This window comes from Flavobacterium laiguense (assembly GCF_003097655.1).
Taxonomy (GTDB): Bacteria; Bacteroidota; Bacteroidia; order Flavobacteriales; family Flavobacteriaceae; genus Flavobacterium; species Flavobacterium laiguense.
This window is the reverse complement of sequence record NZ_QCZH01000010.1, coordinates 41,585-65,646: the sequence shown is the minus strand read 5'-3', so window position 1 is coordinate 65,646 and position 24,062 is coordinate 41,585. Positions and strand designations below refer to the sequence as shown.

Annotated in this window: 19 protein-coding genes and 1 pseudogene; 2 read left to right on the top strand and 18 right to left on the bottom strand. The window is 33.8% G+C overall.

Annotated features, from left to right (window positions below; translation table 11 throughout):
* Window positions 1-35: 35 nt before the first annotated feature.
* The 15 genes and pseudogenes from bshA to DB891_RS10380 all read right to left on the bottom strand — a co-directional run bounded on the left by bshA (window position 36) and on the right by DB891_RS10380 (window position 17,454).
* Window positions 36-1,169 (bottom strand): N-acetyl-alpha-D-glucosaminyl L-malate synthase BshA, encoded by a 1,134-nt coding sequence (gene bshA / locus DB891_RS10455; RefSeq protein ID WP_116763267.1) that lies wholly within the window; start codon window positions 1,167-1,169, stop codon window positions 36-38.
* Window positions 1,170-1,241: 72 nt separating this feature from the next.
* Window positions 1,242-3,233 (bottom strand): heavy metal translocating P-type ATPase, encoded by a 1,992-nt coding sequence (locus DB891_RS10450; RefSeq protein ID WP_116763265.1) that lies wholly within the window; start codon window positions 3,231-3,233, stop codon window positions 1,242-1,244.
* Between the two features lie 12 nt (window positions 3,234-3,245).
* Window positions 3,246-3,611, bottom strand: a complete 366-nt coding sequence (locus DB891_RS10445) for a DUF3703 domain-containing protein (RefSeq protein WP_116763263.1) — start codon at window positions 3,609-3,611, stop codon at window positions 3,246-3,248.
* Between the two features lie 4 nt (window positions 3,612-3,615).
* The gene (locus DB891_RS10440) at window positions 3,616-3,984 is read right to left on the bottom strand and encodes a heavy-metal-associated domain-containing protein (RefSeq protein ID WP_189337136.1); all 369 of its coding nucleotides are present in this window, start codon (window positions 3,982-3,984) and stop codon (window positions 3,616-3,618) included.
* Between the two features lie 89 nt (window positions 3,985-4,073).
* Complete coding sequence (locus DB891_RS10435) at window positions 4,074-4,715, bottom strand: hypothetical protein (RefSeq protein WP_116763261.1); 642 nt, start codon at window positions 4,713-4,715, stop codon at window positions 4,074-4,076.
* Between the two features lie 10 nt (window positions 4,716-4,725).
* A complete protein-coding gene (locus DB891_RS10430; protein ID WP_116763259.1) occupies window positions 4,726-5,418 on the bottom strand; it encodes a HupE/UreJ family protein in 693 nt (230 codons plus the stop codon).
* A 92-nt stretch (window positions 5,419-5,510) separates the two neighbouring features.
* The gene (locus DB891_RS10425; protein ID WP_116763257.1) at window positions 5,511-6,728 is read right to left on the bottom strand and encodes an efflux RND transporter periplasmic adaptor subunit; all 1,218 of its coding nucleotides are present in this window, start codon (window positions 6,726-6,728) and stop codon (window positions 5,511-5,513) included.
* Window positions 6,729-6,739: 11 nt separating this feature from the next.
* Window positions 6,740-11,153, bottom strand: a pseudogene (locus tag DB891_RS10415) (CusA/CzcA family heavy metal efflux RND transporter).
* Between the two features lie 109 nt (window positions 11,154-11,262).
* Window positions 11,263-11,589 carry a DUF6660 family protein gene (locus DB891_RS10410; protein ID WP_317046003.1) on the bottom strand — a complete coding sequence of 109 codons (327 nt, stop codon included), beginning with the start codon at window positions 11,587-11,589 and terminating at the stop codon, window positions 11,263-11,265.
* A 287-nt stretch (window positions 11,590-11,876) separates the two neighbouring features.
* Window positions 11,877-12,491, bottom strand: coding sequence for a phosphatase PAP2 family protein (locus tag DB891_RS10405; RefSeq protein ID WP_116763250.1), 615 nt, complete (start codon window positions 12,489-12,491; stop codon window positions 11,877-11,879).
* Window positions 12,492-12,510: 19 nt separating this feature from the next.
* A complete protein-coding gene (locus DB891_RS10400; RefSeq protein ID WP_116763248.1) occupies window positions 12,511-12,993 on the bottom strand; it encodes an ABC transporter ATPase in 483 nt (160 codons plus the stop codon).
* Window positions 12,994-13,088: 95 nt separating this feature from the next.
* Window positions 13,089-13,880 (bottom strand): (Fe-S)-binding protein, encoded by a 792-nt coding sequence (locus DB891_RS10395; RefSeq protein ID WP_116763246.1) that lies wholly within the window; start codon window positions 13,878-13,880, stop codon window positions 13,089-13,091.
* An 87-nt stretch (window positions 13,881-13,967) separates the two neighbouring features.
* Window positions 13,968-15,302, bottom strand: coding sequence for a (Fe-S)-binding protein (locus DB891_RS10390; RefSeq protein WP_116763244.1), 1,335 nt, complete (start codon window positions 15,300-15,302; stop codon window positions 13,968-13,970).
* Window positions 15,303-15,313: 11 nt separating this feature from the next.
* On the bottom strand, window positions 15,314-16,264 hold the full coding sequence (locus tag DB891_RS10385) for an MlaD family protein (RefSeq protein ID WP_116763242.1): 951 nt from the start codon (window positions 16,262-16,264) through the stop codon (window positions 15,314-15,316).
* A gap of 53 nt (window positions 16,265-16,317) precedes the next feature.
* Entirely contained in the window at window positions 16,318-17,454 is a 1,137-nt protein-coding gene (locus DB891_RS10380) for an N-acetylmuramoyl-L-alanine amidase family protein (RefSeq protein WP_116763240.1), read from the bottom strand.
* Window positions 17,455-17,584: 130 nt separating this feature from the next.
* Between DB891_RS10380 and DB891_RS10375 the strand changes: the two genes are divergently transcribed.
* Entirely contained in the window at window positions 17,585-20,248 is a 2,664-nt protein-coding gene (locus DB891_RS10375) for a putative LPS assembly protein LptD (protein ID WP_394335994.1), read from the top strand.
* Window positions 20,249-20,269: 21 nt separating this feature from the next.
* Complete coding sequence (locus DB891_RS10370; RefSeq protein ID WP_116763238.1) at window positions 20,270-20,650, top strand: RidA family protein; 381 nt, start codon at window positions 20,270-20,272, stop codon at window positions 20,648-20,650.
* A gap of 87 nt (window positions 20,651-20,737) precedes the next feature.
* Here DB891_RS10370 and DB891_RS10365 read toward each other — a convergent pair whose 3' ends face one another.
* The 3 genes from DB891_RS10365 to pfkA form a co-directional block, all read right to left on the bottom strand.
* Window positions 20,738-21,589, bottom strand: coding sequence for an N-acetylglucosamine kinase (locus tag DB891_RS10365; protein WP_116763321.1), 852 nt, complete (start codon window positions 21,587-21,589; stop codon window positions 20,738-20,740).
* A gap of 225 nt (window positions 21,590-21,814) precedes the next feature.
* The gene (gap, locus tag DB891_RS10360; RefSeq protein WP_116763236.1) at window positions 21,815-22,819 is read right to left on the bottom strand and encodes a type I glyceraldehyde-3-phosphate dehydrogenase; all 1,005 of its coding nucleotides are present in this window, start codon (window positions 22,817-22,819) and stop codon (window positions 21,815-21,817) included.
* A gap of 70 nt (window positions 22,820-22,889) precedes the next feature.
* Window positions 22,890-23,876 carry a 6-phosphofructokinase gene (gene pfkA / locus DB891_RS10355; RefSeq protein WP_116763234.1) on the bottom strand — a complete coding sequence of 329 codons (987 nt, stop codon included), beginning with the start codon at window positions 23,874-23,876 and terminating at the stop codon, window positions 22,890-22,892.
* Between the last annotated feature and the right edge of the window lie 186 nt (window positions 23,877-24,062).

The window sequence follows — 24,062 nt, the reverse complement described above, 5'->3', positions numbered from 1 at the left end:
ATTATTTCATTTTTTTCGGAAGTAACTCCCCCGGTTTATCTGTATTTATTAATGGCTTTTAGATACAAATCTTCATATAAAGGCAGAATGTTTTTAATATCGAAATTTTCGGCTACATGTAAAGCATTTCTTTTAAATTCATTCAAAACATTGTCATCTTTTAGTATTTTAAGCGCATTTTTAGCCATTTCATTAACCTCTCCCACATCACTCAAATAACCAGATACTCCGTCAAAATTTACTTCAGGTAATCCCCCCGAATTACTTGATATCACGGGAACTCCGCATGCCATTGCTTCAAGTGCTGCCAATCCAAAACTCTCGGTTTCAGATGGCAATAAAAATAAATCGGTAAGACATAAGATTCGGTCTATTTCATTACTGTTTCCAAAAAATATCACTTTATCTTGAATACCAAATTTTCTACACATTTTTTCGGCCTTTTCTTTTTCAGGTCCATCCCCTACCATCATTAATTTGGCTGGAATCTCTTTTTGAATTTTATAAAATATCTTAATAACATCCGGAATTCTTTTTACTTTTCTAAAATTACTGATATGCGTAATTATCCTTTCATCTTCATTTGCCATCACTGAACGAGGACAAGGAATTGTAGCATCCATTTGAATTTTATTTAATTCAATAAAATTTGGAATTACCTGAATCTCATTTTTTATGTTGAATAACTTCAACGTATCGTCTTTCAAACTTTGGGAAACCGAAGTCACATAATCTGATTTATTGATACTAAAAGTCACCGCTGGTTTATAAAAAGGATGGTTCCCAACTAATGTGATATCGGTTCCGTGAAGTGTTGTTACCATCGGAATATCAATTCCTTCATCTTTCAGCATTTGTTTAGCCATATAGCCCGCATAAGCATGAGGAATGGCATAATGAACATGCAACAATTCAATCTTATATAATTTCACCATATCAACCAACTTACTGGACAATGCCAACTCATACGGTTGAAAATGAAAAAGTGGGTACTCTGGAACAATTACTTCGTGATAATGTACATTGGGATTTAATAATGCCAATCGTACAGGCTGACTGTAAGTAATGAAATGAATTTCGTGACCTCGTCTAGCCAATTCTAGACCCAATTCTGTAGCAACTACGCCACTTCCACCAAATGTTGGATAACAAACTATTGCTATTTTCATGTATATTTTTTAAGTGAAACGAAATTAAGGAGATTCGATGTAGATTATTATAAAAAAAAAGTTAAAATTTAACTATTCTAACTTCATTCTCTGAATCCGAACTGCATTCAAAATAGCCAATAGAGCAACTCCTACATCCGCAAAAACCGCTTCCCACATGGTTGCCAAACCTCCCGCGCCAAGAATTAGAACAGCAGCTTTCACTACAATTGCCATGGTTATATTTTGCCAAACTATTTTTTTAGTTTGTTTTCCAATGTTAATTGCCGTGTAAATCTTTGTAGGCTGATCGTTTTGAATGACAATATCCGCCGTTTCAATAGTCGCATCACTACCTAAACCCCCCATTGCAATTCCGGCATCGGCAAGTGCAATCACTGGCGCATCATTTACTCCATCACCAACAAATGCAACTTTTAGATTTTGTGCTTTTAATGCTTCTACTTGTTCTGCTTTATTTTCGGGTAACAAATCACCATAAGCTAGATCGATACTTAACTCTTTTGCAACAGCATCAACAACCGCTTGTTTATCGCCCGAAAGCATTATGGTTTTGACATTTATTTTATGCAAACTTTGAATGGCTGCTTTTGCGTCTTCTTTAATGGCATCGGCGATTAAAAAATATCCTGCATATTTTTGATTGATTGCAATAACGATACTAGTAAATGGCGTATTGTCAATTTCTGCATCATAACTGATATTGAATATCTTCATTAGTTTTACATTTCCTGCCAAGATTTCGTTTCCATCTACTTTTCCTTTTAGTCCGTGTCCTGCAATTTCTTCTAATTCAGTAACTTTCATTGAATTATCAATCCCTTTTGCGTATTCAACAATCGCAGTCCCAACAGGATGAGTAGATTTCGATTCTAATGCCGATGTGTATCTTATTAAATCTTCTTCTGAAACACCAACAGCCACCATTTTCTGAACCTTAAAAACACCTTTAGTCAGCGTTCCTGTTTTGTCCATGACAACAACTTGAATGGCTGCCATTATATCCAGAAAATTAGATCCTTTGACCAGAATTCCGTTTTTACTCGCAGCTCCAATTCCACCAAAATACCCCAGTGGAATAGAAATCACTAAAGCACAAGGGCAAGAAATCACCAAGAAAACCAATGCCCGATACAACCAATGGCTAAAGACATAATCGGCAACAAAAAACATTGGTAGCAAACAAATTGCCACAGCCAGATAAACTACAATTGGCGTATATAATTTAGCAAATTTTCGAATAAACAATTCCGTTGGCGCTTTTTTGGCAGTTGCCTCTTGTACCATTTCTAAGATCTTAGAAAGTTTACTATCGGTATAAGCGGTTGTAACTTCGACTTCTGCAACTGTATTTAGGTTGATCATACCCGCTAAAACTACATCGTTTTTTTTCTTACTATCTGGTTTACTTTCACCTGTTAAAGCGGCTGTATTAAAAGTGGCCCTTTCAGAAATTAATTTTCCATCTAAAGCTAGTTTTTCACCCGGTTTTAATTGAATGATTGCTCCAATGGCAATTTCGGATGCCTTTTTCAAAACCGTTTTATTTCCTTTCAAAACAGTAGCTGAATCGGGTCTTTGATCCAATAACAGTTTTATGTTTGACTTCGCTCTTTGAACTGCCAATGATTGGAATACTTCTCCTACTGCATAAAATAACATTACTGCTACTCCTTCAGGAAATTCACCAATGGCAAATGCTCCAATGGTTGCAATACCCATTAATAAAAATTCTGAAAATATTTCTCCTTTGCGAATGCTTTCAAAAGCTTCTTTTAGAACTGGAAAACCAACAGGAATATACGCTACACCATACCAAACGATACGTACCCAACCCACAAACCACGTTTGGGGAAAATAATAATCCATCAAGATAGCAATAAGCAATAGACAAAAGGCTAATATTGCGGGCAAGAACATTTGAAGTATCGTTTGATTTACATCTGAATGATTGTGGTCGTGATCGTCATGATCCGAATGATTTTCAGCTTTATGATTGCTATTTCCCTCTACTACGCAACACGGTTCTTTACTACCTTTATTATATGTGTGCTGATGTGCCATGTTCTTTGCTATTTAAGAATTAGCTTTTAGTATTGACTTTATATCCGATGGAATTTCCATTGATTGCAATGGAGGTACATTTGCACCACCAGTATTACCAACTGGAATATGACCAACAAATGATTTTATTCCACCAACAAGCAATCTTGGAATTTGTCCTATAATTTCCTTCTGGCTTTTGATTATAAATCCGAATTGCAGCATTTTCCAATGCACGAATGAATGCTCGAAAGGATATTTTTGTCCTATAATGTGTGCCCTTTCCAAATGATACCAGCAATTTTGAAAGTCACTACTGAGTAAACTCAAATCGGCAGCAGCAATTTCTCTATTATAAAATGGCATCAATACTTTGGGCATTGTAGTATACACTTTCATAATTTCAAACCTTACAACAATTATCTAATTTCTCATATCCTGTAGGATCTGCTTTCACTTCATCTGCATCATAACCCAATTTTGAAATAGCCTCTTTTATAGTTTGCAAATCAGTCTTCTTAGGATTATAATATACTGTAAATGTCATTGCTTTATCATCTAGCTCATACATTCTTACTCCTTTAATTTTTAACATTTCTGTTTTAAATTTTAGTCCACAAGTTTCACATTCCTTGCAATGATCACAATTCAAAACGGTTTTTATAACTGCTTTTCCTTTCATCATTTTTTCTTGCGCGAATGATGAAGTGATTGAAAACAGAATAACTATTAAAGTTACTGCCAATTTAGAATTGAATTTTAGATTTTTCATTTTGAAATAATGTTTATTGTTATTTTTAACTATTTAAATTAATGACCGTGTCCATCATTAATATTTGTTTTTTACATTTCTGCCACAAATTATTGATTAATCAACTGATATTCACCTATTAAATTAATGCTTACTTCTATGTCTTGATCGGATTTATTTTTAAAGTACCAACCGTGTTTTCCTTCGTAAGGTGCTATAAATGAACCCGCCATGTTATTCGAATTTGCTACGGTATAACTTTCAAAATAATCAGTATTGTTGTTTGCATTTTTGACATCACCGTGCAAATCGACGAAAAGTACCCCGTTATTGGTTTTCCATGAATATTTTACTTGTCCGTATTTTAAAAGAGCTATTTTATACTCTAATCCTTTACCGGCAGGAACCATAATTTTTATGCTGTCTTTTCTGCTCTCATATTGCTTTATGGGAGCAGGATTATTGGCTTCAACAGGCTTTTCTACCTCAGGACTGGAACCAACATTATTTAGTGTTAATTCTTTAAAAATTGATATTGCTACTTCTTTTTTGGCCAATTTTTGTTCGACTTCATCATCGTTTTGATGTAATCGAGAAAAGCCTAGTATTTTGCCTAAACCAGTATAATCTTTTCCATATTCAGCTGGCAAAACAGCAACTATTGCTAGAACGAATGAGGTAACTAACGCAATAATAGTTGCTTTAACTATTTGTGAAGAAGTTAGATTGGGTTGTGAATTATTATTTGACATTATTATTTATTTAAGAGTTAAAGTATCCTGTGAATTGAAAAGCCATTAGAACAAAACCTCCAATCATTAGCAAAATATTGGTAACGACTGAAAAGCGTGAAAAAGAATTGTACTTACGCCAAACACTTATCAAAATAAGTACAGCCAAAAGTGCCAAAAACTGCCCTATTTCTACACCGATATTAAAACCGATTAAGTTGGTAAACAAACTTTCTTTATCAAAATTAAATTCTTGCAATTTAGTTGCTAAACCCAAGCCATGAAACAAACCAAAAATAAGGACTGCCATTTTAGTATTGGGTTGGAAATTGAATATTTTTTGAAACCCTCCCAAATTGTCAAACCCTTTATATACAATTGACAAGGCAATTATAGCATCAATTAAATAAGCATTTATTTGAAGATTTAGTAATACACCCAAAAGTAGCGTTATACTATGTCCTATAGTAAAAAAGCTTACATAAATCAATATTTCTTTTGGTTTGTAGAGAAAGAAAATTACCCCAACTAAAAACAACAAATGATCATATCCTGTAATCATGTGTTTGGCACCAACATATAAGAATGGCAAAAATGCAGAACCATTATTATCCATCAAAAAAACTTTTGTATTGTCATCAACACCGTGCGCAAACAAGTTTGTGCAACTCAATAAGGTAAAGATAAAAGCCAAAAAGTAGGGTATTATATTTTTATATAGCATCTATAGTATGTTTTTTAAATGTTTATTAATTGCTGGATACAATTATTTTGCACAATTACATCCAACAGAATTATTTCTAAATAATTATTATTCTAATGTTCGTGTGTTCCACCACCTTTCATTGCAGAAAGCAGATAAAAAGCTCCTTTTACAACTATTTTGGCATTAGCAGGAACTGCTTCAACAAACTTCACTTCTGTGTAACCCAAATCAGTTGTTCCAGGCATTACTTCTATGGCTTTAAAGTGAACTTCGTTATGCTCTTTTGAAGTTTCGGTATGTTTTTCTTCTTTTTCAATATGTGCCAGATCTTGTATAAAGATAAAATATTTATCACCATTTCTAACAATCGCATCTTTTGGCAAAGCAGGAACAGTGGCGTTTGTTATATTAATATTGGCGGAAACATACATTCCTGAAATTAAATCTTTGGCATCGTTTGCATTAATTTTGGCGTGAACCGCTACGGTCTTACTTTCGTTTGAGAATGATTTATTGATACCAAATATTTTTCCTTTAATGGATTTATTACCTTGGTTTGTCAAAATGAAATCTATGGTTTGCCCTATGGAAATGGAACCCAAATCTTTTTCATACACATTCAAATCCAAGTGCATTTGGCTGTTATCCACTACTTCAAAAAGGATTGTTCCTGTTTCGGCAAATGCTCCTTTTGCAATACTGATTTTTCCAACATATCCTGAAATAGGAGAAACTATTGGTACTAAACTAGAACCATTTGTAGTCATATTCAAGGCTTGCAATTTATTTTTTGCCGCTTGAGCTCTAGCTTTTTCAACAGCTAGTTTTGATTTTACTTCCTGAAACGTTTTTCTCGGATTTACATTTTCGTCGCTCAATGTTTTTTGACGGTTGAATTCTAATTGCAAGAATTCTATATTTGCAATAGCCGAATTATAATCCTCCTGCATTTCTACAACTTCCAAGTTTTGAATCGTTGCCAATACTTTTCCTTTGTTTACAAAAGTACCTTCCAAGACCAAAATATCTTTAACAGTTCCGCCAATTAAGGTTGAAATATTTGCCATATTCTGTGGAGGAACTGTAGTGTAACCGTTGGCCTTTATCACTAAATTTAAGTTTCGGTTTTCTACAGAACCAAATTCTATTCCAACCGTTTTAAATTGTGAACCAGTTAATGCTACTTCATTTTCTGATTTTTCTTCCTCGTGGAGTTCTTCTGTTTTCTTTTCTCCACAAGAAGTTAGAAAAAAGAGAATAGAGAATAGAATAAAGAAACTAAAAAACGAAGCCAGATTATAATTTAATTTTAAAAATATATTTTTCATTTTAATTAATTTTAGTTGTTTGAAATGGATGGGAATTGCAATTGAATTGCACTTTGATTGTACGCATTCGTAGCTTCAGCACTTTGTTTTTTAATATCAATGGCCTGATTCAGAAAACTAATGTAAGCCCAGTAACTCATATCCCCATTGGCATAACTTTTTTGGGCGGTTGTGATAATTTGCTCAGCATAGTGCAATCCATCTTTTTGATAATAGTCTAATGCTTTTTGCTGCTTATCAAAATCGTTTTTTAATTCTTGCATTTGCAACTTTAGCGTTAACTTATTTTTGTCTAACTCCAATTCCGACTGCGAGATACTTATTGCGGATGCTTGTGCTCTAGCTGTATTTACACCACCAAGCAATGGAATTTGTAAACCAGCCGTAAATCCCTGATAATAAAATTTAGTGTCAATACTTTGGGCAAAATATCCTAAACCTAACTTTGGTGTTCGCATTGCTTTAAAAGTATTTGCCTCTTTTTGATAGACTGAAATTTGTTGCTGGTAATAATCTGTTACTAAACTTTCAACTTTTGATTTACTTCCAGCTGTTACCATTGAAAACTGCATTGGAGTTGTGCTGTCAGGTATAATATTCTCTTCGGTTTGAACAAAAAACTGTAACTGCTTTTGGTAAATTGCCAAATCAAATTCTAATTGTACTTTTATCATTTCGATTTCCTTAACCTTTGCTTTAGCACTGATTACCTCAATATTACCACTTTCGCCGGTATTGAAACGGAGTTCCGCATTTTTTAAGAATTTGGTATAAATAGCATCCAATTCATTGTTCAATTTCTGAATGGAAACACCATATAAATATTGATAGTAAGCGATGGTTACTGCCTTTTCTATTGCATATTCTGATAATGCTTTTCGTTTTTCGGACAACCGAATCAACTCTTCCTGAAGCTGACGATTGGCTTTGGTAATTTTACCAACCGGAAAATATTGCTGCACCGAAATATTGTGGTCATAATCGACACTATTAAATTGTCCTCCCTGATACTGCACTTGCAAAGGATCTGCCTGAAAAGCCGTTTTTTTGAGAGCGGTTTGCTTTTCAATTTCCTTGTCCGCAATTTTTAAATTGATATTATTGGATTTAGCCATTTCTATTGCTTTTTGCAACGAAACTGATTTTCCGTTTTGAGCGAAAGAAAAGCTACTGATCAATAGGATAAAAATTAACCGCAAAGTTCGCAAAGATTTCTTCGCAAGGTTTGCATGACTTATGATTCTGAAGCTATATTTTATATAATTCATTTTATATTTTTTTTTTGCGCAATTAGCGTTATTTTTCTATGCGCTCTTTGCGGTTAAACCCTTTTTCGAATAATAAATAAAGTATTGGTAGGACAATCAACGTTAGTAATGTTGCTGACAATAATCCACCAATAACTACTGTTGCTAGTGGCTTTTGTACTTCGGCACCACCACTTGTTGATAAAGCCATAGGCATAAAACCTAACGAAGCCACAGCTGCGGTCATTAAAACTGGTCGAAGTCGTATCCTTGTTCCTTTTAAAACACGTTGCAGCGGATCCATTATTCCATCCTCTTTGAGTTGATTAAAACAGGAAATGAGCACGATTCCATTCAGTACTGCTATTCCAAACAAAGCAATAAAACCAATCCCTGCAGAAATACTGAAAGGCATTCCCCGAAGCCACAGGGCAAAAACGCCACCGATAGCCGATAATGGAATAGCTGTAAAAATTAAAATGGACTGTTTCACGCTTTTGAACGTAAAAAATAATAATACCAATATCAAAACTAGTGCCACCGGCAATGCTACCGACAAACGCTTATTGGCTTCCACTAAATTTTCAAATTGACCTCCATACGTAATATAATATCCTGCCGGTAGTTTGAAATCTACATCTAATTTTTGCTGAATTTCTTCCACAACACTTTTTACGTCACGCCCACGTACGTTTAAACCAACAGTAATTCTTCGTTTACCGTTTTCACGACTTACTTGCACAGGACCTTGCTCATACGATACCGTTGCTACTTGCGAAAGAGGTATTTGTTGTCCATTCGGCAACGGAATAAATAAATTGCTCACATCAGTAATATCACTACGATTGTCTTTGTTCATTCTAACAACCACATCAAATCGCTTACTTTCCTCATAAATTTTACCTGCACTTTCTCCTGCAAAAGAAGAACGCAAAATTTTATTTAAATCCGAAATATTCAAACCATACAAAGCAACCTTGTCATGATCATATTTCACTGTAATTTGAGGCAAACCTGTTACTTTGTCGGCTTTTAAATCTCCAATACCTTCAATAGTATTGACTTTAGCAATCAATTCCTTGGCTTTAGTATCTAGAATTTCCAAATCATCTCCAAAAATTTTGATTGCTATATCGCTTCGGCTTCCTGTCATCAATTCATTGAAGCGCATTTGAATGGGTTGTGAAATTTCGATAGTAGCACCAGGGATAGCTTCCATTTCTTCTTTCATTAAGTTAGCTAAATCTTCCCAATTATCTGCAGATGTCCATTCGCTTTTATCTTTTAATACAATAATCAAATCGCCACTTTCAATAGGCATCGGATCAGTCGGAATTTCTCCGCTACCAATTTTGGTAACTATCGTTTTTATTTCTGGAAATTTTTCTTTTAGGATTTTTTCATATTCAGTCGTGGTTTTGACCATTTGCGTCAGCGAACTACCCGTCATAATGGTAGCATTGATCGCTAAATCCCCTTCCTCAATAGTTGGAATAAACTCACCACCCATATTTTGGAACACTATAATTGCCAATACAAATAAACCTATAGCAATACCTAAAACTGCTTTTTTAAATTGTAACGCTGTATCTAAAAATGGTGTGTATATTTTTTCAAACCAAGCCATCATTTTATCGCTAAAATTGGTTTTGTGTTCCGTATTTTTAGATAAAAATAACGCACTCATCATGGGCACATAAGTCAAAGACAAAACAAACGCTCCAATTACTGCAAAGCCAACCGTCATTGCCATTGGTTTAAACATTTTTCCCTCTGTTCCCACTAATGCTAAAATTGGCAAATACACAAATAAAATGATAATCTCTCCAAAAGCGGCACTGTTTCTGATTTTTGAAGCAGAATGAAACACTTCGGAATCCATTTCTAACTGTGTTAAATCTTTTTTTCTTTTGAGTTTTTGCAAATGATGCATCGTGGCTTCTACAATAATTACGGCACCATCGACAATAATTCCAAAATCGATTGCTCCCAAACTCATTAAGTTTCCGCTTACGCCAAAATAGTTCATTAGAATTACTGCAAAAAGCATTGCCAACGGAATTACAGATGCTACAATTAATCCAGCACGAAGATTCCCTAAAAACAATATCAATACAAAAATCACGATTAATGCTCCTTCAAGCAAATTTTTCGCAACAGTACCAATGGCATTGTCTACTAATTTACCTCTGTCAATAAAGGCTTCTGCAACTACGCCTTCGGGTAATGACTTGTTGATTTGAATCATTTTTTCCTTAATTCTATCAACTACAGCGCTAGAGTTTTCCCCTTTTAACATTAATGCTAAACCAGAAACAATTTCGCCTTTTCCGTCTTTGGTGGATGCCCCATAACGCAACGCAATTCCTTCACGGACTTCAGCTACATTTCGAACCAAAATTGGAGTACCATTCCTATTAGTAACCACAACATTTTCCAAATCTTTGATACCAGTTGCCATACCAACACCACGGATAAAATAAGCATACTGATCTTTTTCTATGTAAGCACCTCCTGTATTTTGATTGTTCTTTTCGAGTGCATCAAAAATATCCGTAATAGTTACCCCTAGACTATTCAATTTATTAGGATTCACGGCAACTTCATACTGTTTGAGTTTTCCACCCCAAGCACTTACTTCAGCAACTCCCTCAATTCCTTGCAATTGCGGAATAATAATCCAGTCTTGAATTGTTCTTAACTTGACCGCATCATATTTGTCTTCATAACCTTTTTTAGCATAGACATCATATTGATAAATTTCACCAAGCCCTGTTGTAATTGGGGCTAGCTCTGGAGACCCAGCGTAAGAAGGAATATTATCTTGGGCTTGCTTTAAGCGCTGAAAAATTTGTTCTCTTGCCCAATAAATATCCACATCATCTTTAAAGACTACCGTAACCACTGAAAGTCCAAAACGAGAAATACTTCGTAACTCTATAACTTTCGGAATCGTTTTTACTGCTTGTTCGAGCGGATACGTAATTAATTGTTCTACTTCCTGACTGGCTAATGTAGGAGCTGTAGTAATGATTTGCACCTGATTATTGGTCACGTCAGGCAAAGCATCAAGGGGTAAATTTTTAACAGAATAACTTCCCCAAGCTATAAGCACAAGGGTAAATAAAAGTATAATGAACTTGTTCTTTATACTAAATTGTATGATTTTATCTAACATTTAAATATTATAATGAATGAGAAATTTGGTCAATAAATTGCCCTCTAAATACTGTGGAAAAACCACAACTCTCTAACCCGAATCCCGATAACTATCGGGACGGGCCTCATTATGCTATTTGAGGCGGTTGCCAAATGCTTCCGAAGAAATTGGAAGCAAAAATTGATTTATAAGTCGGTAATGGTACTTTGATAATAGTAGTATCCGCAGAAAAATTAATTGCAGAAACTGGGAAGTAAGTTAACACTTGTGCACTGCAACAATTACACGTACAAAATGGCGAACATAAATCGTTTTGCTTATCGTGCGAATGGTTATCCTGATTGGATGTAAATTCTATTGCCGAATGGGCAGCACTGTTTACTTCCATATCTGCGCAAGGCATACAGGAAAGCAATAGAAAGACAATTGACAATATGATATTTACAAATTTCACAATAACAAAAATAGTATTTTAATTTAAATGTATTCTTACTTTATGAAATTATTATAACCACCTCAAAAAAAAGCACTGATACTAAAAAAGAAAATATGACTGTCCGTAACTCATACCAAGAGTCTAAATGTTGAAAATATACTTTGCGTCTCTGCGCCTTTGCGTGAAATTGGGCTCGCAAAGGCGCAGAGACGCAAAGAACAGAAAGGATACAGTTTGTAAAAAACATTCAACAACTAATTTATTCTGTGAAATGGTACTAGTCACGGATAGTCATAAAAGAAAATTTACTCCCAAAGCTTTTTCTTATGGGGAGCTCGCTTTTTATTAATCCATTTATTCAATTTATAACACAAAAAAGCAGAACCACTACCTACAATCGCTCCTGCCAAAACATCCGTAGGGTAATGTACACCGAGATACATACGAGAATACCCTACTGCACCAGCCCACAAAAAAGTGGGAGCAATAACATACCACTTAGGGTAAGCCATACTCAATGATGTAGCTGTCGCAAAAGCTGATGAAGTATGCGCTGAAGGAAAAGAATAACTGTCTTCTACTGTTACATTATCTATTTCGGGATAAGTCTCGTAGGGTCTGTCTCTTTTGGTAATGCTTTTTAATGCTAAAGAAATAAATACAGAAGCACCTAATGTTTCTCCTATAAAAATTGCTTTTTTCTTAGTAGTGCTGTCTTTTTCAATTAATCCAACCGCATAAATAACAATAGGCGTTCCAATACTGATTGGGATTGTACTATTGGTAATTCCAATCATTGTTGACTCGATACCAGTATTTCTATTTAAATTTATTTTCTTTAAAAGATCAATATCCGAATTTTGGGCATTAGATACAGAAAAGCAAAAAAGCAGTATAAAAAGGGAAGAAATTTTAAACATATTGATTTTATAAATAAGTTTAAAAAAATCGACTATACCAACTATCTATAGCAGGGACTTCCCATGATTCGTTAAACTCTTCAATATTGTTAACCAAATTATTAAAGACAATAGTATTTTCGGTAACGGCTTTGTCTTTTACCATTTTTTTGAAATCAATCAATGTTTTATGTGCAATGTGTTCACCCAATTTAAAGGTTACATTCATTTTATCCAATAAATCTACATTGTATTTTTTTTCTAAACTTTGAATAAATTCTACTGATGAATCTATAGAACAACCCGTTGCTGCTTGAACATCTTGATTTACGGCAATAATAATAAAGCGATTGTATTTCAACAAATATGAGGATTCCAAGCTAGTTCCATGTGCAGCCCATTCGTTAAGAAAAGCTTGCAAATCAGTTTCGATTTCGGAAAACTCGGCATCCGAAAATTTTCTATTCGATTGATAAATCCAAATTCTAGATTCTTCGGGTAAATTTTCAAAAGGAACAAACATAGGATTTAAGATTTTAGATTTTAGATTGCAGATTTTAGATTTAAAAACCTGTAGTTTGCGCCACACTTCTTTGGAGCGGGACTTGGTCTGAGGTTTTACAAATCTTGAGCGTTGGCAATTAATTCGGCAATATCCATTACTTTCACATCGCCTTCTCTCTCCTTGTTTTTAACTCCATCCGTTAACATAGTATTACAAAAAGGACAACCTGCCGCAATAATGTCTGGCTTGGTCTCAAGAGCATCTTCAGTTCTTTCCACATTGATTTCTTTGTCACCTGGCTCAGCGTCTTTAAACATTTGGGCACCACCAGCACCACAACAAAGACCATTTGCTCTGGAACGTTTCATTTCAAGTAATTCAACATCCAATTTCCGAATTAAATCTCTTGGAGCCTCATAAACATTATTGGCTCTTCCTAAATAACAAGGGTCGTGAAAAGTAATTCGTTTTCCTTTAAATTGTCCGCCCTCAATCGTTAATCGACCAGAATCTAATAATGATTTAAGGAATTCCGTATGATGCACTACTTCATAATGACCTCCTAATTCCGGATATTCATTTTTTAAAGTATTAAAACAATGCGGACAGGCAGTAACTATTTTCTTAGCTTCATAGGCATTTAGCACTTCGATATTCATCATGGCTTGCATTTGAAACAAGAATTCATTTCCTGCTCTTTTTGCAGGATCTCCAGTACAACTTTCTTCAGCTCCCAAAACTGCGAAAGAAACATTGGCACGGTTCAATATTCGCACAAATGCTTTTGTTATTTTCTTCGCTCTATCATCAAAACTTCCTGCACAACCTACCCAAAATAAAACTTCTGGTTGTTTTCCCTGGGCTAGCATTTCGGCCATTGTTGGCACTATTAAACTTTCTGACATAACTTTTTATATTTTTTTGCATAAATGCCCAAAAGCATCTGTTTGCAAGTATTTTTTATATTTATTTAAACCAAAATCTATAAGAGACTAATTTTCGTTTTTCCAATTCAATCGATCTTGTTGACTGTATTGCCATGGCGCTCCATTATTTTCAATATTGGTCATCATAGCATTTATAGGCATTGGCGCTGCACTTTGCTCCATAACCAAATAACGTCTCATATCCATGATAATTGATAGCGGACTGATATTTACAGGACATTCCTCAACGCAAGCGTTACACGATGTACAAGCCCACAATTCTTCTGGAGTGATGTAATCATTTAATAATGATTTATTATCGGGGATAAAAACACCTTTGTTGGCATCTATGTTTTTTCCAACTTCTTCAATTCTATCTCTCGTGTCCATCATGATTTTACGAGGAGACAATTTTTTCCCTGTTTGATTGGCTGGACAAGATGAAGTACAACGGCCACATTCAGTACACGTATAAGCGTTTAATAACTGAACCCAATTTAAATCCTGAACATCACTGGCTCCAAATTTACTTGGAACTTCATTTTCTGAAACGGGCGCTGCCGCAAAAGGGTCGGCGTTTGGATCCATCATCAATTTTACTTCGGCAGTTACAGAAGCTAAATTATCAAATAGTCCTTGTGGATTTAAATTAGCGAAGTAAGTATTTGGAAAAGCCAATAAAATATGAAGGTGTTTTGAGAAATACAAGTAGTTCATAAATACCAAGATACCAACTATGTGAATCCACCAGAATCCTTCATTTAATATCATTACTAATTCATTAGACATTCCATTAAAAATAGGTTCTATGAATTGACTAATTGGAAAAGAACCTGCTTTTATAAAATGAGAAAAACCACCAGGAACATTTTGCAAATGCAAATCTGAGGCATTCATTAACAAAAACAAAGTCATTAATGTAATCTCAAAATACAGGATGTAATTAGCATCACTTTTTGGCCATCCTTTTAAATCAGAATGGATAAATCTTTTCAACTTAACGACATTTCTTCTTATCAAAAATACAGTAACGGCAAATAAGACTAAAAAAGCCAATATTTCAAAAGAAGCGATTAAAACATCATAAACAACTCCAATAGATGCAAAAATTCTATGTGTTCCAAATAAACCATCAATGATGATCTCTAATAATTCGATATTGATAATTACGAAACCAACATATACAATAATATGAAGTGCTCCCGCAACGGGTCTTTTAACCATTTTTGACTGCCCAAGCGCAATCATAGCCATATTTCTCCATCTTGCCTTTGCGTTATCTTTACGATTTACAGCGACACCTAGATTAATATTTCTAATTATTTTCTTGACATTTGAATAAAAATATCCAAATCCAATAATCAATACTATGGCAAATAACACATTACTAAGATAACCCATATACTAGTTTTTTATTTTGTTATAGAATCGTTTGGAGTAACATAAGGCTTGTTTTTCTTTCCGAAAACAGAAACATTTACATATCGTGTTGGATTTAATCTAACATCTTGTAAAAGTAATTCTAATTCTTTTGAAGTTTTTTCTAGATTTTTATATAATGCTTCGTCTTTAAGCAATTTACCCATTGTTCCTTTTCCAGAGTCTAAATCTCTCATAAGGCCATCCACTTTACCTAATGCAGCATTCAAATTCCTAACTGTTTTTCCTAAATCGGCTTTATTTAAAGAATCTGATATTTTAGAAAAATCACTTGACACTTTATTGAAATTGGATACAACTCCTTTCAGTTGTCCTTTATTTTCGTCTAAAATGCTGTTGGCATTTACCGAAACTTTATGAAATTGCTCCATAGTTTCGCTTAACTCAGCCAAAGTCTTTTTTAAATTTTCTTGTCCTTTAGTATCCAAAACAGAATTAAGTCCTGCGATCAATTTATCAGCACTGGTCAATACTTTTTCCACCTTAGTTGCGACAGGTGATAATTTTTCACCTAATGAATCCATTAAACTAGCTTGTGAATTACCTACTAGATAATCCCCGTTTTCAGCAATGGTCTTATCCTTAAAATTGGGATGAATCGATACTTGTTTTCCTCCTATAAGACTACCGTCATATAGCGTTGCTGTACTTGTTTTTGAAATAGGAAAATCAGTATTTAATTGCAACTCAACCAACAAAGTTCCTTTATCACCTATTGTTATGGTTTTAACCTTACCAACTACAAGACCGTTTATAGTTACTGCTGCTGAAGGAGCTAATCCCTCTACATTTGAATACTCAACAAAAAATGTTTTATAATTATTAAAAAGGTCTTTGCCTTTTAGAAAACTGTACCCCCAAATGAATAATAAAATTGAAGTAAGTACTAAAATAGCAGTTTTTATTTCTCTTGTAATTTTCAAAATTTATGTCTTTTTTTTGCAAATCTAATATAAAATATTCGAACTTGTAAGTATTATTTAATCGCTTCTTGTATGCTTATTTTTTTTCCATTTTTATAGGCAATTAAAAACGCAGAATCATATCCTTTCGATTTAGCTTCCTTTAATTGATTTTTTGCTTCCAAATAATCTGCCGTTTCACCAAAAAAATATTTATAAATCTGATCTTCATAGATCATTGAAACATTTTTCAATCCTTTAAAATTTTTAGACACTAAAGCAATCTTCTTTTTACTGGCCGACAACTGAACTTTATAAATAACCCCTAAAGTATCTTTTTTTATTATCGGAGTATTAGTTTGGGAAGAATCATTTGCTTTAATTTTATTTTCAATTGTTTTTTGTGAAGGTCTTTCTTCAAAGGTCTCAGTTCCTCCGTCTCCAAAATATTCATTTTTATAACTAATAATTGCATCGGCAATAGCTCTGGCAATTTCATTTTGACCATCCTCTGAATTCAATAATTCACCTTCAACAGGATTAGATATAAAACCTGTTTCAATTAACACTCTAGGCATATATGCTTTATGCAATACCATAAAAGGAGCTTGTTTTACGCCTCCATGTCTCAACTTTTTACCCAATCTTCCAAAAGCCTCTTCCACTTTACTCGCTAATGAAATACTGTTTTCAAGATATTCTTCCTGCATTAAGGTCATGCCAATCATCGTTTCGGGAGAATTTGGATCAAAACCTTCATACTTTTGTTTATAATCTTTTTCTAAAGTAATTACAGAGTTTTCTTTCTTTGCCGCTTCAAGATTTGAAGCAATCTTATTCATACCCATTACATACGTTTCGGTACCATCAGCAGCAGTGTTTTTGTTTGCATTACAATGAATCGATACAAAAATAGAAGCATCTGCCCTATTGGCTATATCGGCTCTCTCTATCAAATCAATGAAGACATCCGTTTTTCGGGTATAGATAACATCTATTTTAGGATAAGATTCTAAAATTTTACCGACTTTTAAGACTATCGCCAAGGCTATATTTTTTTCAACCCGACCACTATAAACAGCACCAAAATCATGAGCACCATGTCCTGCATCTAATGCAACTTTAAAATTATTGGATTGGCTATAGGAATCAATAGACATAATCACTAGTAAAAAAGTGAATGCTATATTTATTTTATTTAACTTATACATCTATATAGTTCGTTTAATTATAAGAGTTGTGTTATAAATTTATCAATTGATTATTTTTGACAAAAATTTATATGTAATTTTGACCCGCGAATACACAAGCCTTCATTTTACAAAAATAGCATTTAAACCTTTGCATACAAACTTATTTAATATCGTTTTACTATCAATTTTCCTATCTTTAGGATCTGGTAATTTATATTCACAAGATATAAAAAAGAAACAAACCACCATACCTTCTAAAAAACAAGAAGTTAAGTCTTCCGACACTAAAAACAGTGTAGATAAATCCGTGGTTGAAGTAAAAACTGACACGGTAAGATTAGATACCGTTAAAGTAAAAAAAGGCGTTCTTGACAGTAAAGTCAAGTACAAAGCCGAAAACTATGTCAAAATAGATCAGAAGAAAAAACACATTACCCTATACGACAAAGCCGAATTATACTATCAAGATGTAGAATTAAAGTCGGGTATTATCGTTATGGATTACGAAAAAAATGAGGTTTATGCCGGAAGAATTAAAGATTCTCTAGGCAATTACACTCAATTTCCAAATTTCAAGCAAGGCAGCAATGTTATAGAGCCGGATTCGATTCGTTTTAATTTTAAAACAAAGAAAGCATTAATCTGGAATTCAAGATCCAATCAAGGGGAATTTAACGTAAAAGCAGCTATCACCAAAAAAGAAAATGATTCTGTATATTTCTTAAAAGGTGCTCGATTTACAACTGCAAAAGACATTGATAATCCGGAATATTATTTTCAAACCAATAAAATTAAATTCACACCCGGAAAAAAAATAGTAACTGGGTTTACCAACATGGTTATTGCAGGAGTCCCTACCCCATTATTTCTCCCGTTTGCTTATTTTCCTCTTTCAAAAGAAACCAGTGTTTCGGGTATTATTCTACCCTCCTATAATGATTCTAACGACAAAGGTTTTTCACTCCAAAATGGAGGATATTATTTTGCCTTGAGCGATTATTACAACTTAACATTAACTGGTGATTATTACACTAATGGAAGTTACGGTATAGCAGCACAATCTTCTTACGGCTACAGATACCATTTTCAAGGGACCTTTAATGTTCGATATGAAAACAACATTACTAGCGAAAGAGGCTATCCTGATTATTCTAAGACCAAAATCTACAACATTCAGTGGTCTCATTCTCAAGATTCTAAAGCAAATCCAAATTCCACGTTTTCAGCTTCGGTAAACCTTGGAAGTAGTGAATATTTTAAACAAACCATCAATCAGATCAATGTTGGTTCCTCGTTAAACAACACTTTGAGTTCATCCATCTCGTATAGCACCGTCTTTAATGGAGTCCCTCAATCCCGAATATCTTTAACAGCGACACATTCCCAAAATACGCAAACCAAAGAAATCAATATGACACTACCTACATTACAGTTTAGTGTAGATCGTATGTATCCCTTTGCATTAAATGATGGAGCGAAAAAAGGCTTTATCAAAAACATCAACTTGCAGTATAATTTAAACGGAAAAAACAGCTTTAAAACAACCGATTCTTTGTTTTTCAAGCCTGAAATGTTTAAAAATGCAGATATTGGTTTTCAACATTCCATTCCATTAAGCACCAATTTTAAGGTGTTTAAACATTTTAGCGTTTCTTCCTCTCTAAATTATGAAGAAGTATGGTACTTTAAAACAATAAATAAAAGATATGACGATCAGCTAAACACTGTTATAACAACAGATGTAAAAGGATTTGATACCTATAGGACCTATTCTACTTCTACAAATTTAGGAACAACTATATACGGTACCTTTAATTTGGGTTCGGATAAAAAAATACAATCCATAAGACACGTAATGCGTCCGTCTATTTCGCATAGTTACAGGCCTAGTTTTGAGAAATACTATGATACTTATGCCACAGATGCAAGCGGAACAATGCAAAAAGATTACACCCGATTTGAAGGAGGAATTTACGGTTTCCCTAATAAGAATAGTTCAAATTTTTTAGGCTTAAATCTTAGCAACACATTCGAGGCAAAAGTCAGAGACAAGGACAGCACGAAAACAGAGGCTAAAAAAATTATGTTGCTCAATAATTTAAATTTTGACACGAGTTATAATTTTGATGCTAAAACCCTTAACTGGTCCCCTCTGAGAGTTAGTGGTGGAACCCAATTTTTCGACAATAAATTGTCTGCCAATTTTGGCGCTACTTTAGACCCTTATGCCATAGATAACGGTGGAAATAAAATAGATGTATTTAACATAAACAACGGTGGAAGCTTGTTTAGAATGACCAGTGCGAATCTAACCATGAATTATTCTATTGATAACAAAGGAACCAAAAAGGATAAGAACAGCCAAAGTCTTAGGAATGGAGGAAGAGGCGATGATTTATTTGGTTCGGACATTGATGTAGGGAGTGATCGAAAAAGTCAATTTGGTGATGAGGATGAAGAAGATGAAATATCTGAATTCTTTAGATCAAAATTACCATGGGATATGACTTTTGCCTATTCCCTTACTTACGGAAACAGTAATAGAGAAAACAAAGTAATTGGAAATTCTATTATGGTTTCTGCAAATGCTGACCTTACTGCTAAGTGGAAAGCGGGGATTTCAACTGGTTATGATTTTGTGCAAAATGGAGTCACTTTTACACAGCTTCGATTTGAAAGAGATTTAATGAGTTGGAGAATGGATTTTAACTGGACTCCTTTTGGAGATAATGCCAGTTGGAATTTCTATATCGGAATCAAATCAGGAGTCCTTAGTGATATTAAATGGGAAAAAAGAAATCTTACTAATTAATAAATCTTAAATTAAGCAACCGTGAAAAAAATAATTTACACCGAAAAAGCTCCAGCACCAATTGGACCTTATAATCAAGCCGTTTTAAAAGGAGACACCTTGTATACCTCAGGGCAAATTGCGTTGAATCCTGCAACTATGGAATTAGTAGTAGACAACATTGAAGTAGAAACCAAGCAAGTGATGGAAAACATGAAGGCCGTTCTTGAAGCAGCCGGAATGACATTTGAAAACGTGGTGAAAACAACCATTTTCATTATGAATATGGATGATTTTGGAAGCATCAACACCGTTTACGGATCTTATTTTAATGAAAAAACCGCTCCAGCACGTGAAACGGTTCAAGTGGCCTGTTTGCCAAAAAACGTAAATGTAGAAATATCTATGATCGCAATTTTTTAGTGATCAGTGTTCAGTTTTTTAGTGTTCAGTTTTCAACAGTGTGGTAACTGAACACTAAAAAACTGAACACTGAATACTATTATACTACTACACATTAGCTGCGTGATACGCTATCAAACCATCTATAGGTCTTCTTAAAACATTACCCAACTGTAATTCGTGTTTTTCAAAAATTACGGCTAATTCATCTTTTAAATAAAAAGCAATCGATCCTACAAAATGCACAGGAACTTCTTTACAATTTTCAAATTGCTTGATATAATTTTTTATAAAAGATTTCATCCCTTTAAAAATTATTTTTTTACAAAACTCATGTTCTTTATTTTGAATTAAGAATTTTGCAAAAGTCGCCAAATAAGCATTTGGATTTGACTCCTTGTATAATTTATTTTTAATAAAATCCGGATCTACGTTGTACTCTTTTTCAAAAAGTTCCGCTAATTCTTTTGGCATTTTATTAAAATAATATTTTCTAATTAATTCTTTACCAAAAACATTACCACTACAATCATCCATTACGATATATCCCAAAGATTGCACTTTTTGATGTAATACATGTCCATCAAAATAACTGCAGTTTGAACCAGTCCCTAATATACTGACAATTGCTTTTTCTCCTTTTGGGGTTGTTGCATAAACAGCCGCATAAGTATCTTCCTCAACTACAACTATGGCATTTGGAAAATAGACTTGAAAAAGCTGTGAAAGCATCAATTTCATTCTATCTGTCCCGCAACCAGCACCATAGAAAAACAAATGGGTAGCTGTCTTTTTATTCTGTAAAATATCAAATCGATCATTCAATCGTTCTACGATTTCATCACCGTTAAGAATTTCTGGATTTAAACCTAATGTTTGTGTAGTAAACAAAACTTTTCCTTCATCATCTATAGCAATCCAATCTGCTTTAGTAGAACCACTGTCAACTATTAATTTCATATGCTGATTTTTATTGTTTTTCATCGGTCATATGTAATTCGCATAGCTGAATTGGTGTGTACGACCAATTTACACTTATGCTCATTTCATATGTAGATAATATTTGTTATGAATTTTGTCGCTTTCTCTATAAAATTCAATGCAAATTTGAATACTATAAAAACCGAACAAAAAAAATAAAATCCCATTAATTTTACCTAATGGGATTTTGTAAATATAAAAAAATTATTTCAATGCTGTAATATGAACAGCTAAGTCAATCAATTTACTTGAATAACCATATTCGTTATCATACCAAGAAATGATTTTAAAGAAAGTAGAATTCAAACCAATTCCTGCATTTGCATCAACAATAGATGTTCTTGAATCAGAAACGAAATCTTGAGAAACCACTAAATCTTCTGTATACCCTAAAATACCTTTCATAGTAGTTTCAGAAGCTAATTTAAATGCAGCCATTATTTCTGCATAAGAAGTTTCTTTAGCTACTTTCACAGTTAAATCAACAACAGAAACGTCTGTAGTTGGTACACGCATAGACATACCTGTTAATTTTCCGTTTAATTCCGGAATAACTAGACCTACCGCTTTTGCAGCTCCTGTAGACGATGGAATAATGTTGCAAGAAGCAGCACGTCCACCTCTCCAATCTTTTCTAGATGGCCCATCACAAGTCATTTGAGTAGATGTTGTAGCGTGTACAGTTGTCATCAAAGCTTCAACAATACCAAAATTATCATTAATAACTTTAGCCAATGGAGCTAAACAGTTTGTAGTACAAGAAGCATTAGAAACTACTGTATCTGTAGCCAAAGCTTTAGTATGATTTACACCCATTACAAACATTGGCGCATCAGCTGACGGTGCTGAGATAATTACTTTTTTAGCACCACCTTTAATATGCGCACTAGCAGTTTCTTTAGTTGTAAAAAAACCTGTACACTCTGCAACTACGTCAACATCAACTTCATTCCATTTTAAATTAACTGGCTCTCTTTCTGCAGTAATTCTTATATTTTTGCCATTAACAAATAATTTTCCATCTATTACTTCAACAGTTCCGTTAAAACGTCCGTGTACAGAATCATATTTTAATAAATAAGCTAAATGATCAACATCTAATAAATCGTTTATTGCAACTACCTCTACATTATCTCTATTGAAAGATTCTCTAAAAACAATTCTTCCAATTCTACCAAATCCGTTAATTCCTAATTTTACTTTTGACATTTTGTTTAATTTTTTGTTATTGTTTAACTTAATTAAAGTCTAATTTCCTCACAATAAACTTCACTTTTTTTTATATCGACATAATATCTGAAACCCTCAATAATTCTCTATCAATTTCAGTATGTCCCTTTATAGCTTGCTCCAACGGAGTAAGACCAATTTTATCACATAATATTCCAACCATATAGTTTGATTTTCCTTCTAACAACGACTCTACAGCTTTAACGCCAAGACGACTTGCTAGAACTCTATCAAAACAAGATGGCGCACCACCACGCTGCATGTGTCCCAATACCGAAACACGAACATCATATTCTGGTAAATTTGACTCCACATAATCCTTAAGTTCAAATACTGATTTACCAATTTTATCTCCTTCGGCAATTACAACAATACTAGATGATTTTCCTGCTGCTTTACTTTTTCTTAAAGATTCTAATAATCGATCTAATCCTAAATCTTCCTCAGGAATAAGAATTTCTTCGGCTCCTGCACCTATTCCAGCATTCAAAGCAATGTGTCCGGCATCTCGTCCCATTACTTCAATAAGAAACAATCGATTATGCGAACTCGCAGTATCACGAATTTTATCGATAACTTCTACAACAGTATTCAAAGCGGTATCATATCCAAGTGTATGGCTGGTTCCAAATATATCATTATCGATGGTACCAGGAATTCCTATTACAGGGAAATTATATTCCGTATTAAATAACAATGCTCCGGTAAAAGAACCATCCCCACCTATTACAACTAATGCATCAATTCCAGCTTTTACCAGATTTTGATGTGCTTTTTCACGGCCTTCTGGAGTTTTAAAATCAAGTGATCGAGCTGATTTTAATATAGTTCCTCCTTTGTTTACAATATTATTTACACTTCGAGGTCCCATTTCTTTGAAATCCCCTTCAATCATTCCTTGATATCCTCTATAAATCCCGATACATCCAATATTATGATAAGCACATGTACGAACAACTGATCTAATGGCGGCATTCATACCCGGAGAGTCTCCTCCAGATGTAAGAACACCTATCTTTTTTATTGTTTTTGACATTTTTTTAAGTATTAAAACGTAAAATTAGCAAACAAAACGGACTATAGCAGCTGTTCTTCTAACATTTTAATAAAGCTACGCTAATTCAAACGTTTTCGTTGATAAGTTTTTTTTTAAGCAAGAATAGCCCCCTATTAAACCTATTAAAATTCAAGTATTGTGTTATTTTATAAGGAACTAGAATCC